A 12,708-nucleotide genomic window follows, 5' to 3' on the forward strand; every position below is an offset into this window, starting at 1 on the left:
ATGCAGATGAATACGATGACGACGAGCGGGCCCGACAATGGGGATGCGGCACCGCAGGCGTTCGGCTCCATTCGCCTGGAAGCGGCGGAAGTAAAGGCGGATACGAAGCAGAACGTATTGTTTGAGCGCGTCAGTGCGCGCTTGAAGGCTCAGGTCGGTCAGGATGTCTACGCCAGTTGGTTCGCCAGACTGAAGCTGCATTCGGTATCGAAGAGCGTCGTTCGCCTTTCGGTCCCCACGACCTTCCTGAAGTCGTGGATCAACAATCGTTATCTCGACCTCATCACCGGTCTGTTCCAGGCCGAAGATCCGGAAATTCTGAAAATCGAAGTCCTGGTGCGTACGGCGACGCGCCACGGCACGAAGGCGCTCGATGAGGCGGTCGCGCCGGAACCCGCCGCCCCGACGCAAATGCGCCGCCCGGCAAGCGCTCAGCCGGCCGGTCAGGCCGTCCAGCAGGCGGTTTCGGCCGTTGCCGCCGCAAGGCCTGCAAGCTTCGGCTCGCCGCTCTTCGGTTCGCCGCTCGATAGCCGCTTTACCTTCGACACTTTCGTCGAAGGCAGCTCGAACCGCGTCGCGCTTGCGGCTGCGAAGACGATCGCAGAAGCTGGCCAGGGCGCCGTGCGCTTCAACCCGCTCTTCATCCATTCGGCCGTCGGCCTCGGCAAGACCCACCTGCTGCAGGCGGTCGCCAATGCGGCGGTGCAGAACCCCAGGGCTCTGCGCGTCGTCTATCTGACGGCTGAATATTTCATGTGGCGCTTCGCCACCGCGATCCGCGACAATGATGCGCTGACGCTGAAGGATTCGCTGCGCAACATCGATCTCTTGATCATCGACGACATGCAGTTCCTGCAGGGCAAGATGATCCAGCATGAATTCTGCCATCTCCTGAACATGCTGCTCGACAGCGCCAAACAGGTCGTCGTTGCCGCCGACCGCGCGCCCTGGGAGCTGGAGTCGCTCGACCCCCGCGTCCGCTCGCGCCTGCAGGGCGGTGTCGCGATCGAATTCGACGCGCCGGATTACGAGATGCGTCTCGAAATCCTCAAGCGTCGCCTTGCTGTCGCCCGGCTCGAAGATCCGTCGCTCGAAATTCCAGCCGAACTGCTCCAGCATGTCGCCCGCAACGTCACGGCCAGCGGCCGCGAACTCGAAGGCGCCTTCAACCAGCTGGTCTTCCGCCGCTCCTTCGAGCCGAACCTGTCGATCGAACGCGTCGACGAACTGCTCGCCCATCTGGTCGGCTCCGGCGAGCCCCGCCGTGTACGCATAGAGGATATCCAGCGCATCGTCGCAAGGCACTACAATGTCTCGCGCCAGGAACTGGTCTCGAACCGTCGCACCCGCGTCATCGTCAAGCCGCGCCAGATCGCCATGTATCTGTCGAAGACGCTGACGCCGCGCTCCTTCCCGGAGATCGGCCGCCGTTTCGGCGGGCGCGATCATACGACCGTGCTGCACGCCGTGCGCAAGATCGAAGAGCTGATTTCTGGAGACACCAAGCTTTCGCACGAAGTCGAGCTTCTGAAGCGGCTGATCAACGAATAATCGGCGGGTTTTCCAAAAAATCGACGGCCGGAAGCGATTCCGGCCGTTTTCCTTTATAAGTTTTTTATTCTATACCTCCCGCGCATCACGTGCATATCAAAGACTGAAGCGCCAAAACGGCGCGTGGGAGGAATGAATGAGTTTTGAAAAGATCGCCGTTCTCGGCCTGGGCAAGGTCGGACGGCTGGCGGCGACGCTTTTGCATGAAGGCGGCTTCGAGGTCATCGGCGTCGATGCGCAATTGCCGCTGAGCGACGTCCCTTTCAAGTGCCGCACCGGCGATATCTCCGATCCCCAGGTGATCGGCGAATTGCTCTCGAATGTCGAGGCCGTGCTCTCCTGCCTGCCCTATCATTTGAACATCGAGCTGGCGCGCGCCGCCCATCTTGCCGGCATCCATTATTTCGATCTGACCGAAGACGTTCCCACAACCAATTTCATCATCGAGCTGTCGAAGACATCACGCGGCCTGATGGCGCCGCAATGCGGCCTGGCGCCGGGTTTCGTCGGCATCGTCGGCGCAAGCCTGGCCGACGGCTTCGATCGCTGCCGGTCGATCCGCATGCGCGTCGGCGCCTTGCCGCAGCATCCGACCGGACTGCTCGGTTACGCCTTCAATTGGTCGCCCGAAGGCGTCGTCAACGAATATCTGAACGACTGCGAGGTCATCGAGGGCGGCGTGCGCAAGCTCGTCTCGCCGATGGAATGGCACGAGACCGTCTATGTCGGCGGCGTCAAGCTCGAAGCCTTCACGACGTCCGGCGGCCTTGGCACCATGTGCGACACCATGCTCGGCAAGATCGACAATCTCGATTACAAGACCATGCGTTATCCCGGCCATATGGAGCTGATGAATTTCTTCTTCCACGAGCTGTTGATGCGCGACAAGCGCAAGCTCGCCGGCGAGATCCTGACCAATGCCAAGCCGCCGGTTGAAGACGATGTCGTCTATGTCCATGTCGCCGCCGAGGGCACCGAGAATGGCAGCCTGCGCCGCAAGGAATTCGTGCGCGCCTATTACCCGATCGAGATTGCCGGCGCGCGCCGCACGGCAATCGCCTGGACGACGTCAGCCTCCGTCGTCGCCGTCATCGAGATGGTCCGCGACGGCCTGCTGCCGACGACCGGCTTCCTGCACCAGGAGCATATTCCGTTGGAGATGTTCCTGAAGACGCCGACCGGCAGCCTCTTCAAGGCGGGCGCGACCAGCCACGGCTAAGAAATAGTCTCCGGTGCGGCGGCAATATCAATGCCGCCGCACCGAAAACCAATCCGTCGTATCGGTGTCAGCAGGCGAGATCGGCGACGACCGAATCGAGGATCAGCATGCCGGATGGTGTGCAGCGCAGGCGTGAATTGCCGATCCGCTCGATAAATTTGTGCTCGAGCAGGAATTCCTCGCGCTTCGGGTCGAGGTCGCGGCCGGAAAGCTGCTGCCAGCGAGCGAGATCGACGCCTTCCCTGAGCCGCAGCCCCATCAGCAGCAGCTCGTCGGACTGTTCCTCGAAGCCGAGCCGCTCCTCATCGAGAATGCCGTGCCCATCACGCTCGACCATGTCGAGCCAGGCTTCCGGCTTGCGCTCGGTGGCGGTCGCGAGCTTCTCGGGGCCACGCGTCAGCCGGCCGTGAGCGCCCGGGCCGATGCCTGCATAATCGCCGTAGCGCCAGTAGGTCAGGTTATGTCGGCTTTCAGCTCCCGGCCGGGCATGATTGGAAACCTCATAGGCCGGCATGCCCTCGCGCGCGGTGATCTCCTGCGTCGCCTCGTAGAGCAATGCCGATTGCTCGCCGTCCGGCACGACCAGCTTGCCGGCCTTGTGCAGGCCGTAGAAGGGCGTGCCTTCCTCGATGGTCAGCTGATAGAGCGAAAGATGGTCGACCGCGTAGGAGATCGCCTCCTTCAGTTCCTTTTCCCACTCCTCGACTGTCTGGTCGGGCCGGGCATAGATCAGGTCGAAGGACATGCGCGGAAAGATGTCGCGCGCCAGCCTTATCGCCTTCAGCGCGTCGGCGACATCATGCAGCCGGCCGAGGAATTTCAGATCCCGGTCATTCAGCGCCTGCACCCCAAGCGAGACGCGATTGACACCCGCCGCCCGGTAGCCGCGGAAACGTTCGGCCTCGACGCTCGAAGGGTTGGCCTCCATGGTGATCTCGATGCCATCAGGCACATGCCAGTGCCGCGCAATGCCGTCGAGAATGGCGGAAACCGTTTCCGGCTTCATCAGCGACGGCGTGCCGCCCCCCAGGAAGATGCTTGTCACCGTCTTCGGCCCACTGAGCGACCGGACCGCCGCCATCTCCTTCAGGAAGGCAGATGTAAAGCGCTCCTGGTCCACCGGCTGGTGGCGCACATGGCTGTTGAAGTCGCAATAGGGGCACTTCGCCGCGCAGAAGGGCCAATGCACATAGACGCCGAAGCCCGGCTCGCCGGTATCAGGCAGCAGAGCCGCGTCGCGCGAGGTGCTTGGCGTATCGAAATTGCCCACGGACCGACTCTATGCCTCCAGGCAGGTTTCGACAAAGAGTTTGAAGGCACGGGCCCGGTGCGACAGCGCTTGCGGCTTGCCGACGTTCCAGCCGTGTTTTTCCTCGCCGCTCATTTCCCCGAAGGTGATGTCGTAGCCCGCAGGCTGGAAGACCGGATCATAACCGAAGCCCTGGGTGCCGCGCGGCGGCCAGACGACGCTGCCTTCCACCTCGCCGCGGAACAGCTCCGTATGCCCATCCGGCCAGGCAAGGCAGAGCACGCTGATGAAACGCGCCCTGCGCTGTTCCGGCTCTGTCGCGCCCGCATCCTGCAGCGCCTTTTCCACCTTTGCCATCGCCATGTCGAAATCGCGCGTGCCGTTGGATGTCTCCGCCCAATTGGCGGTGTAGACACCAGGATCGCCGCGAAGCGCGTCGACCACCAGCCCGGAATCGTCCGAAAGCGCCGGCATGCCTGATGCATTGGCCGATGCGACCGCCTTGATCGTCGCATTCTCCTCGAAGCTCGTGCCCGTCTCATCCGGTTCGACGAAGTTCAGCTCGGCGGCCGATTTGGCGGTGAAGCCGAGCGGCCCGATCAATTCCTGGATCTCGCGGATCTTGCCGGCATTGTGGCTGGCGACGACGATGGTCTTCGTTTCAAGCTTGCGCATTCAGATTTCCTGTTCGATGCCCCAGATTTTAGCCTCCGCGCATTCCAGGCTGTTGCCGGCCGGATCGCGGAAATAGATCGAGCGGCCGCCGTTCGGCCAGCGCACCTCGGATTCGATCGCAACGCTCGCCGCCGACAGCCGTTCAGCCATGGCATCGATATTGCGGCCGGACACCTGGAAACAGGCGTGGCCTTGGCCGTTCGTGCCGTGCGGCGGCACCTGCAGTGCTTCGGGCGCCGGCGGCTTCACCGTTTCCTCGGGATTGAAGATCAGGAGAACGCCGGGCCCACAGCGGAAGAAGACATGCCGGTTGGCGGCCCGCGCGATCTTTTCAAGCCCGAGAACGTCTTCGTAGAACGTCTCGGCCTTATCGAGATCCCGCGCATAGAGCGCCGTTTCCAACATGCCTTCCAGCATGGGGTTCATCCTTCGACGGCTTGCTTCTGCAGTGCCACGAGTTCGCCGATGCCGTTTCTGGCCAACTGCATCAGCGAGGTGAATTCGCCCTCACTGAACGGCGTGCCTTCGGCGGTGCCCTGGATCTCGACGATCCCGCCGGTGCCCGTCATGACGAAGTTCGCATCGGTCTCGGCCGAGGAGTCTTCCAGGTAATCGAGATCGATCACCGGCTGGCTGGCAAAGATACCGCAGGAAATGGCGGCGACATGATCCTTCAGGACCCGGTCGACCTTGATCATGTTGCGGCTTTCCATCCATTTCAGGCAGTCGTAAAGCGCGATCCAGCCGCCGGTGATCGAGGCTGTCCGTGTGCCGCCATCGGCCTGGATGACATCGCAATCGAGCGTGATCTGCCGTTCGCCGAGCGCCTGCAGGTCGACGACGGCGCGCAGCGACCGGCCGATCAGCCGCTGGATTTCCTGGGTGCGACCGCCCTGCTTGCCGGCGGCGGCTTCGCGCTTCATGCGTTCGCCGGTCGCCCGCGGCAGCATGCCGTATTCGGCCGTGACCCAGCCCTTGCCGGAATTGCGCAGCCATGGCGGCGTCTTTTCTTCGAGGCTCGCCGTGCAGAGTACATGCGTATCGCCGAATTTCACCAGGCAGGAGCCTTCCGCATGCTTGGAAAAATTGCGCTCGAACGAGACCTTGCGCATCTGGTCGATTTTTCTGCCTGAAGGCCGCATTCTTATCTCCTGGGGTTTATTTGACCGCTTCTACGATTGGCGGCGCTCATTTGCAAATTCCCTTTTGCCACGGGTGTGAGTTTGACTTACTTTTCGGGAAGTATCATCAGCATGGGTTTGAAAGCTTCATGGGCATCAGGTCGACGTCGGTTTCGGATGCCGTAGCTGCGCTGGACGAGCGCTCCCGGGAAATTTTTCGTCGCATCGTCGAAGGTTACCTGGAAAGCGGCGAGCCGCTCGGTTCGCGCAACCTGTCCCGTATCCTGCCGATGTCGCTGTCGCCGGCCTCGGTGCGCAACGTCATGAGCGATCTCGAAGAGCTCGGCCTGATCTATTCGCCGCATGTCAGCGCCGGCCGGCTGCCGACCCAGATCGGCCTGCGCTTCTTCGTCGATGCCTTCATGCAGGTCGGCGACCTCTCCGCCGAGGAGCGCGCCAACATCGACCGTCAGCTGCGGGCCGAAAGCGGCGGCAATCCCGTTGAATCGATGATGAACGAGGCAAGCCGCATGTTGTCGGGCATTTCGCGCGGCGCGGGCCTCGTCATCACCTCGAAAAGCGATCCGGTGCTGAAACATGTCGAGTTCATCCGGCTCGAACCGACAAAGGCGCTGGCCGTGCTCGTCGGCGATCATGATCAGGTGGAAAACCGCATTATCGAGCTGCCGGCGGGCGTCACGTCCTCGCAGCTGACGGAGGCGGCGAATTTTCTCAATGCCCATATGTCCGGCCAGACCCTGCCGGAGCTCCGCAAACAATTGAGCCGCCTGAAGGACGACGTCCGTCACGAGCTCGATGCCCTGTCGCGCGATCTGGTCGAGCGCGGCATTGCTGTCTGGGCTGGGAGCCCGGATGAGGGGAAGCCGACGCAGCTGATCATCCGCGGCCGCGCCAACCTGCTCGAAGGCCTCGCCGGCGCCGACGATCTCGACCGGCTGCGGCTGCTGTTTGATGATCTCGAGAAGAAGGACAGCCTGATCGAGATCCTCAATCTCGCCGAAAGCGGCCCGGGTGTGCGCATTTTCATCGGTTCGGAAAACAAGCTCTTCTCGCTGTCCGGCTCATCGCTCATCGTCGCGCCCTATCGTGACGACGACGATCGCATCGTTGGTGCCGTCGGCGTCATCGGCCCGACGCGGCTCAATTATTCCCGCATCGTGCCGATGGTGGACTATACAGCCCAGCTCGTTTCCCGCCTTTCGCGCAATCAGCTTTGACGCAGCAACCGCCAAGCACGCGGAATTTTCGCTTCTTTGTCACGCAGACTTGATTTTTTTCGGTCAAACCTCGATATCGGGCGCATCTGAAGACACCAACCGGAGACCGTCATGACCGATGACACGACGAAAAACGGACCTGACGCAACTGCGGCCGATGCCGCAGCCGACGCTGCCGCCTACGTCGAGAACGAAACTGCGCAGCAAGAGCCCGCCCAGCCGGACCCAATCGAGCTTCTGAAAGCCGAAAACGGCGAGCTGCGCGACCGCTATTTGCGCCTTGCTGCCGAGATGGACAATCTGCGCCGGCGCACCGAGCGCGAGGTAAAGGATGCCAAGTCCTATTCCGTCGCCGGCTTTGCTCGTGACATGCTCGCCGTCTCGGACAATCTGCGCCGCGCGCTCGATGCCATCCCTCCGGAGACCAAGGCTGCCGCCGATGCCGGCCTGAGCACGCTGATCGAGGGTGTCGAGATGACCGAGCGCGCCATGCTGTCGGCTCTCGAGCGCCACGGCGTTCGCAAGCTTGAGCCGGTTGGCCAGAAGTTCGATCCGAATTTCCATCAGGCAATGTTCGAGGTGCCGAACCCCGACGTGCCGAACAATACGGTCGTGCAGGTCGTGCAGGCAGGCTTCTCCATCGGCGAGCGCGTGCTGCGCCCGGCCATGGTCGGCGTCGCCAAGGGCGGCCCGAAGCCGACCGAAGCCGAAACCAACTCCGTCTTCGACGAGAAAGACGCCTGATATCCCTTCCTTCTGCCTCGTGCAGAAGGAAAAGCCGAAGCGTTAGATGCGGGCGAAGCGTTCGATCAGCAGATCGAAAAAGCCATCCGCATCGACATGGCGCATGACCTTGGCGTTGCGCTTGCGCTCGGTCACATGCCACCAGTCGACGACCGTCATGCCGACGGTGAGTTCGGACTGGACCTCGATCTCGACATTGCAGTCGCGGCCCTGGAAAAGTTCCGGCTCCAGCAGGTAGGCGACAACGGTCGGGTCGTGCAGCGGCCCGCCGTCGGAACCGTATTTCTCGATGTCGAAGCGTTCGAAGAATTCCAGCATCTCGACCATGGCCTTTGCCGGCGCCGTGCCGATCTCGGCCATGCGTTTCACCCGGTCCTTGCGGGTCAGCAATTGATGCGTCACATCAAGCGGCATCATCACGATCGGAACGCCTGAGCGGAAGACGATATCGGCCGCCTCCGGATCGACATAGATGTTGAATTCGGCCGCCGGCGTGATGTTGCCGCCCTCGAAGAAGCCCCCGCCCATCATCACCAGTTCGCGGATGCGGGGGACGATGTCGGGTGCCTTCTGAAAGGCCATGCCGATATTGGTGAGCGGCCCGAGCGTGCACAGCGTCACCGTGCCTTCCGGCTCGCGGCGCAACGTCTCGATGATGAAGTCGACGGCATGGCTAGGCTGCAGCGCCATCGTCGGCTCGCTGAGTTCCGGACCGTCGAGGCCGGTCTTGCCGTGCACATGTTCGGCCGTCACCAACTTGCGGGCGATCGGCGCGTCGGCGCCGGCGAAAACCTTGGTCTCCGTCCGGCCGCAGAGTTCGCAGACGATGCGCGCATTGCGGCTGGTGAGCGGAAGCGGCACGTTGCCGGCGACCGTCGTGATCCCCAGCACTTCCAGCTCGTCGGGACTGCCGAAGGCCAGCATGATGGCGGCCGCGTCGTCCTGGCCAGGATCCGTGTCGATGATGATCTTTCTTGCGCTTGCCATTCCGATCGTTCCATCCTCGCACTGCGTGTTACCGGGCATGCACCGATTTCTTCACGTCCCGTCACAAATCAGCACAATCCGCGCGGACATGTTTTGATGCGAGGCAGCAGCTGCTTTGTCAAGGAAAGAGCCTGACGTCAGCTTAAAATTGAGCAGGTGGCGCCGACACGTCGTGCCCCATGCCTTGCAGCGCCAGGCTCTTGTCCCCATATTAGCGGCATCCGGATGCTGCACTGAAGGTCCGGGATGGTCGCTTGCGCCAAGGACTTGAAAAGAGATGAGCCGCATTACCCCTTTCGCCAGCCCGCTGCTTCTGGGCTTCGATGCCATGGAAAAGACGCTGGAGCGCATTTCCAAGACGAGCGACGGATATCCGCCTTACAATATCGAACGCATCGGCGCCGACAGCGGCGCGCCGGAGCGTCTGCGTATCACCCTTGCCGTGGCTGGCTTCAGCGAGGAGGAACTCGATGTCTCCATTGAGGAGAACCAGCTTCTCATCCGCGGCCGCCAGGTGGAACAGGGCGAGCGGGACTATCTCTATCGCGGCATCGCCGCTCGCCAGTTCCAGCGCACCTTCGTTCTTGCCGACGGCATGCAGGTGCTGGGTGCGGCCCTGAAGAACGGGCTGCTCTCCGTCGATCTAATTCGCCCGGAACCTGCGCGCATGGTCAAGAAAATTAACATTTCGGTCTCACAGTAGCACAATGGTTTGTCGAACCGTTGGTCCCTTCTCCCGGAGGAACAGGAATGTTGATGAAAGAAGCCACGTCTCACTTGACCAAATCCGAGCTTGCCCACATCGGCAACGGCGAGGTCGCCTATATCAGAAAAATGCGGACCGATGAGGTCGCCAAGTGCTTTCCCGAGGCGCCGGATATCGATCCGACCGTCGATCTCTGGGCGCTCTTCGGCGCCGACGGCACGCCGATCCTGCTGACGGACAACCGCTCCAGCACTTTTTTCAAGGCTGCCGAGGACGAATTGAAGACGGTCAGCCTGCACTGACCGTCAAAACCGTCAGCTCCGTTTCACTGCTTGCGGCGCACGGTCGCTCTATTCGATTTCGCTGCGATCGGGACGGATGTCGCGACATATGCGCGTAGCCGTCTTCCGGCGCCGTACCTGCGATGACGTTGAAAATTCCAGGATCCGGTAGCAACTGAATGAATCGAACTCATTGAAGATGCCGACCTCTCATCGGGAACTAAGCACTCTGGCCAAGAAATTATGGGCAAGCTACGCTTGGCATTCTTGTGCCGCTTGAGCAGATTTTCCTGATTTGAATCCTGACAAGCCCAAGGGTTGTCCGCTCCGGGCCGAGACCCGTCAGTAGACCAGTTGAGGCGTGATTGAGATCTCCTATCCGTGCCAGGCTCTCTCACCCGAACCGGACCGCCGTTCTCGCGCGCGCCTTTGCCGCTACCTCCTCGCGATCACGAGGAGGTTGGGACGTTTCCATCGAATCGAGCAGCTCGCGGGCGCATGCCGCGATCGAACTGACCGCGCGCTCGAATGCGACCTCATTGCGCTTCGACGGTTTGGTCGTTCCGCTCACCTTCCGTACAAACTGGAGCGCCGCATCGTGGATCTCCTCGTCAGTCGCCGGCGGATCGAAATTGAACAGGGGTTTTATATTTCGGCACATGACTTGCTCCCGGTCATTTTCTCTTCCATTTGAGAGGAGGGTGACCAGCACAGAAAATAGTCGCGTGAGCGCTAATGGCAACCGGTCCAACGGCGGGTCTCTCCGCGTCGCAAGGCAGGGCGCAGCTCCTCCAGTTCGGTTTTTTTGTCGCTGTCGGCATCAGACCGGCGTCCCAGGCGATTGCTCACGCGAGGAACATCACGGCGCGTTCGCCGACTTGCGGGCAGCCTCAGATCTTCCTGAATGTCAGATAGGCCGAAGACCGGCCCTCGCGCCGCGCCTTGGCCTCGTAGCGTGTGCTCGGCCAGCCCTCATAGGGGGTCAGCCAATCGGCTGCATTGTCGGCCATCCATTCGAAACCGCCATGGTCGCGGCATTTGATCAGCGTCCAGTTCACATAGGTGTCGATGTCGGAGGCGAAGCAGAACAGGCCACCAGGCTTCAGCACGCGATGAAAGCGGCCGAGATTGGTTTTCGAGACGAAACGCCGCTTCCAGTGTTTCCGCTTCGGCCAGGGGTCCGGATAGAGCAGGTCGATCTGATCGAGTGAGCCGTCCGGCAGCCAGTCGAGCAGTTGCGTCGCGTCGTCATTATAGACGCGGATATTGGAGGCGCTGGTCTCGCCGATGCGCGACAACAGCTTCTGCATGGAATTGACGAAGGGTTCGACGCCGATGAAGCCGGTCGAAGGCATCTCCAGCGCGCGGTGGATCAGGTGCTCGCCGCCGCCGAAACCGATTTCCAGCCGCAATCTCTCGACCGGGATCGGGAAGAGGGATGATGTCAGCGGCTCCGGGGGAGCCGCCGTCAGATCGATAAGGAACGCCGGAAGCAGACTGTTCAGCGTCTCCGCTTGCTGTTCACGCAGGGCCTTTCCCTTACGGCGACCGAAGAAAGCTTCGGTCGCCCGGCCCCGGCGCTCCATATCCGTCATGCAGCAGCCTTGGTCTTGACGGCTTCCTTGAGCGCCTTCACGAGGTCCGTGCGCTCCCAGGAGAACGAGCCGTCGCGTCCGGCCTTGCGGCCGAAATGGCCGTAAGCCGAGGTCTTGGCATAGATCGGCTTGTTGAGGTCGAGATGGCGGCGGATGCCCGACGGCGACAGGTCCATGTTCTGGCGGATTGCGGCTTCGACCTGATCCTCGCTGATGCCATTGCCGGTACCGTGCAGGTCGACATAGATCGACAGCGGCTGAGCAACACCGATCGCGTAAGAGAGTTGGATCGTGCAGCGGTCGGCAAGACCGGCGGCAACGACGTTCTTGGCAAGATAGCGGGCGGCATAGGCAGCCGATCGGTCGACCTTCGTCGTGTCCTTGCCGGAGAATGCACCGCCGCCATGCGGAGCGGCACCGCCGTAGGTGTCGACGATGATCTTGCGGCCGGTGAGGCCCGCATCGCCGTCCGGTCCGCCGATGACGAACTTGCCGGTCGGGTTGATGTACCAGTTGCAATCGTCGGCGATCTTCAGCTCGCCGAGCGCTTCGCGGATATAGGGCTCAACGACGGCGCGGACCTTGTTCGAATCCCAGCTCTCGTCGAGATGCTGGGTCGAAAGCACGATCGAGGTTGCTTCCGACGGCTTGCCGTCGACGTAACGCACGGTCACCTGGCTCTTGGCGTCGGGGCCGAGCTTGGCAACTTCTCCGTCGCCCTTCTTGCGGGCAACTGCGAGCAGCTGCAGGATCTTGTGGGAATAATAGATCGGCGCCGGCATCAGGTCCGGCGTTTCGCGGCAGGCATAACCGAACATGATGCCCTGGTCGCCGGCACCTTCGTCGCCCTGCTGGTCGGCGGCGCTGTCGACGCCCTGCGCGATATCGGCCGACTGCGAGTGCAAGAGCACGTCGATCTTTGCCTTCTTCCAGTGGAAGCCGTCCTGCTCGTAGCCGATATCCTTGATGGCGCGGCGGGCGGCGGCCTTGAACTTCGACGGGTTGATGACGTCCTTGCCGTCCTTGTCCTTCTTCATCAGGCTCGGCGGCAGGCGAACTTCGCCGGCGATGACGACGCGGTTGGTCGTCGCCAGCGTCTCGCAGGCAATGCGCACGCCCCATGGATTGACGCCGGTCTTGGCCGCTTCGCGGTAGACCAGATCGACGATCTCGTCGGAGATGCGGTCACAGACTTTGTCCGGATGACCTTCGGCAACAGATTCGCTGGTAAAGAGATAATTCGCGCGCATTTCGGGATTCCCCTCAAAGAATAAAAGCCAGCTAGTAGGTACTCAGTTCGAGGGCCGATGACAAGCGCAGAAGGACATAAATATATCTTTAT

General features: G+C 61.7%; 14 protein-coding genes. 6 read left to right on the plus strand and 8 right to left on the minus strand.

Translation table 11 applies throughout. The features are described 5' to 3' along the window. Positions 1 to 1,551 carry a chromosomal replication initiator protein DnaA gene (dnaA, locus tag N2600_RS00005; RefSeq protein ID WP_222387245.1) on the plus strand — a complete coding sequence of 517 codons (1,551 nt, stop codon included), beginning with the start codon at positions 1 to 3 and terminating at the stop codon, positions 1,549 to 1,551. Positions 1,552 to 1,687: 136 nt separating this feature from the next. Further along, positions 1,688 to 2,770 carry a saccharopine dehydrogenase family protein gene (locus N2600_RS00010; protein WP_222332447.1) on the plus strand — a complete coding sequence of 361 codons (1,083 nt, stop codon included), beginning with the start codon at positions 1,688 to 1,690 and terminating at the stop codon, positions 2,768 to 2,770. A 67-nt stretch (positions 2,771 to 2,837) separates the two neighbouring features. Here the strand turns inward: N2600_RS00010 and hemW are convergent, their stop codons facing one another. From hemW to rph, 4 genes are read right to left on the minus strand one after another with little or no spacing between them, the layout of a single operon-like run. Further along, complete coding sequence (gene hemW / locus N2600_RS00015; RefSeq protein ID WP_170257375.1) at positions 2,838 to 4,040, minus strand: radical SAM family heme chaperone HemW; 1,203 nt, start codon at positions 4,038 to 4,040, stop codon at positions 2,838 to 2,840. A 9-nt stretch (positions 4,041 to 4,049) separates the two neighbouring features. After that, the gene (gene rdgB / locus N2600_RS00020) at positions 4,050 to 4,694 is read right to left on the minus strand and encodes an RdgB/HAM1 family non-canonical purine NTP pyrophosphatase (protein ID WP_260297615.1); all 645 of its coding nucleotides are present in this window, start codon (positions 4,692 to 4,694) and stop codon (positions 4,050 to 4,052) included. Beyond that, entirely contained in the window at positions 4,695 to 5,120 is a 426-nt protein-coding gene (locus N2600_RS00025) for a VOC family protein (protein ID WP_260297617.1), read from the minus strand. Further along, positions 5,117 to 5,836 carry a ribonuclease PH gene (gene rph / locus N2600_RS00030; RefSeq protein ID WP_007633796.1) on the minus strand — a complete coding sequence of 240 codons (720 nt, stop codon included), beginning with the start codon at positions 5,834 to 5,836 and terminating at the stop codon, positions 5,117 to 5,119. The genes N2600_RS00025 and rph overlap by 4 nt, the downstream gene beginning before the upstream one ends. Before the next feature lie 128 nt (positions 5,837 to 5,964). Between rph and hrcA the strand changes: the two genes are divergently transcribed. Both hrcA and grpE read left to right on the plus strand, forming a co-directional pair. Continuing rightward, positions 5,965 to 7,053 (plus strand): heat-inducible transcriptional repressor HrcA, encoded by a 1,089-nt coding sequence (hrcA, locus tag N2600_RS00035; protein WP_017966717.1) that lies wholly within the window; start codon positions 5,965 to 5,967, stop codon positions 7,051 to 7,053. A gap of 111 nt (positions 7,054 to 7,164) precedes the next feature. Next, positions 7,165 to 7,797: a nucleotide exchange factor GrpE gene (gene grpE / locus N2600_RS00040; RefSeq protein WP_017966718.1), complete on the plus strand. Its 633-nt coding sequence runs from the start codon at positions 7,165 to 7,167 to the stop codon at positions 7,795 to 7,797. A 42-nt stretch (positions 7,798 to 7,839) separates the two neighbouring features. Here grpE and N2600_RS00045 read toward each other — a convergent pair whose 3' ends face one another. Beyond that, on the minus strand, positions 7,840 to 8,784 hold the full coding sequence (locus N2600_RS00045) for a nucleoside hydrolase (protein WP_162115415.1): 945 nt from the start codon (positions 8,782 to 8,784) through the stop codon (positions 7,840 to 7,842). 277 nt (positions 8,785 to 9,061) lie between these two features. Between N2600_RS00045 and N2600_RS00050 the strand changes: the two genes are divergently transcribed. Together N2600_RS00050 and N2600_RS00055 are read left to right on the plus strand one after the other, a co-directional pair. Further along, positions 9,062 to 9,487 carry an Hsp20 family protein gene (locus N2600_RS00050; RefSeq protein ID WP_017966720.1) on the plus strand — a complete coding sequence of 142 codons (426 nt, stop codon included), beginning with the start codon at positions 9,062 to 9,064 and terminating at the stop codon, positions 9,485 to 9,487. Between the two features lie 47 nt (positions 9,488 to 9,534). Continuing rightward, the gene (locus N2600_RS00055; RefSeq protein ID WP_003556039.1) at positions 9,535 to 9,792 is read left to right on the plus strand and encodes a BQ00720 family protein; all 258 of its coding nucleotides are present in this window, start codon (positions 9,535 to 9,537) and stop codon (positions 9,790 to 9,792) included. A gap of 373 nt (positions 9,793 to 10,165) precedes the next feature. Here the strand turns inward: N2600_RS00055 and N2600_RS00060 are convergent, their stop codons facing one another. The 3 genes from N2600_RS00060 to metK all read right to left on the minus strand — a co-directional run bounded on the left by N2600_RS00060 (position 10,166) and on the right by metK (position 12,616). After that, positions 10,166 to 10,432, minus strand: coding sequence for a DUF2277 domain-containing protein (locus N2600_RS00060; protein ID WP_162115414.1), 267 nt, complete (start codon positions 10,430 to 10,432; stop codon positions 10,166 to 10,168). A gap of 229 nt (positions 10,433 to 10,661) precedes the next feature. Next, entirely contained in the window at positions 10,662 to 11,366 is a 705-nt protein-coding gene (gene trmB, locus N2600_RS00065; protein ID WP_170257379.1) for a tRNA (guanine(46)-N(7))-methyltransferase TrmB, read from the minus strand. Then, a complete protein-coding gene (metK, locus tag N2600_RS00070; RefSeq protein WP_017966724.1) occupies positions 11,363 to 12,616 on the minus strand; it encodes a methionine adenosyltransferase in 1,254 nt (417 codons plus the stop codon). The genes trmB and metK overlap by 4 nt, the downstream gene beginning before the upstream one ends. Positions 12,617 to 12,708 lie beyond the last annotated feature (92 nt).

This window comes from Rhizobium sp. WSM1274 (assembly GCF_025200775.1).
GTDB classification, from domain to species: Bacteria; Pseudomonadota; Alphaproteobacteria; order Rhizobiales; family Rhizobiaceae; genus Rhizobium; species Rhizobium leguminosarum_I.

Bases quoted from the DNA above. Each gene is read 5' to 3' on its own strand.
- dnaA (WP_222387245.1), top strand. From the start codon at position 1: ATGCAGATGAATACGATGACGACGAGCGGGCCCGACAATGGGGATGCG.
- N2600_RS00010 (WP_222332447.1), top strand. From the start codon at position 1,688: ATGAGTTTTGAAAAGATCGCCGTTCTCGGCCTGGGCAAGGTCGGACGG.
- rdgB (WP_260297615.1), bottom strand. From the start codon at position 4,694: ATGCGCAAGCTTGAAACGAAGACCATCGTCGTCGCCAGCCACAATGCC.
- N2600_RS00025 (WP_260297617.1), bottom strand. From the start codon at position 5,120: ATGAACCCCATGCTGGAAGGCATGTTGGAAACGGCGCTCTATGCGCGG.
- rph (WP_007633796.1), bottom strand. From the start codon at position 5,836: ATGCGGCCTTCAGGCAGAAAAATCGACCAGATGCGCAAGGTCTCGTTC.
- hrcA (WP_017966717.1), top strand. From the start codon at position 5,965: ATGGGCATCAGGTCGACGTCGGTTTCGGATGCCGTAGCTGCGCTGGAC.
- grpE (WP_017966718.1), top strand. From the start codon at position 7,165: ATGACCGATGACACGACGAAAAACGGACCTGACGCAACTGCGGCCGAT.
- N2600_RS00045 (WP_162115415.1), bottom strand. From the start codon at position 8,784: ATGGCAAGCGCAAGAAAGATCATCATCGACACGGATCCTGGCCAGGAC.
- N2600_RS00050 (WP_017966720.1), top strand. From the start codon at position 9,062: ATGAGCCGCATTACCCCTTTCGCCAGCCCGCTGCTTCTGGGCTTCGAT.
- N2600_RS00055 (WP_003556039.1), top strand. From the start codon at position 9,535: ATGTTGATGAAAGAAGCCACGTCTCACTTGACCAAATCCGAGCTTGCC.
- N2600_RS00060 (WP_162115414.1), bottom strand. From the start codon at position 10,432: ATGTGCCGAAATATAAAACCCCTGTTCAATTTCGATCCGCCGGCGACT.
- trmB (WP_170257379.1), bottom strand. From the start codon at position 11,366: ATGACGGATATGGAGCGCCGGGGCCGGGCGACCGAAGCTTTCTTCGGT.
- metK (WP_017966724.1), bottom strand. From the start codon at position 12,616: ATGCGCGCGAATTATCTCTTTACCAGCGAATCTGTTGCCGAAGGTCAT.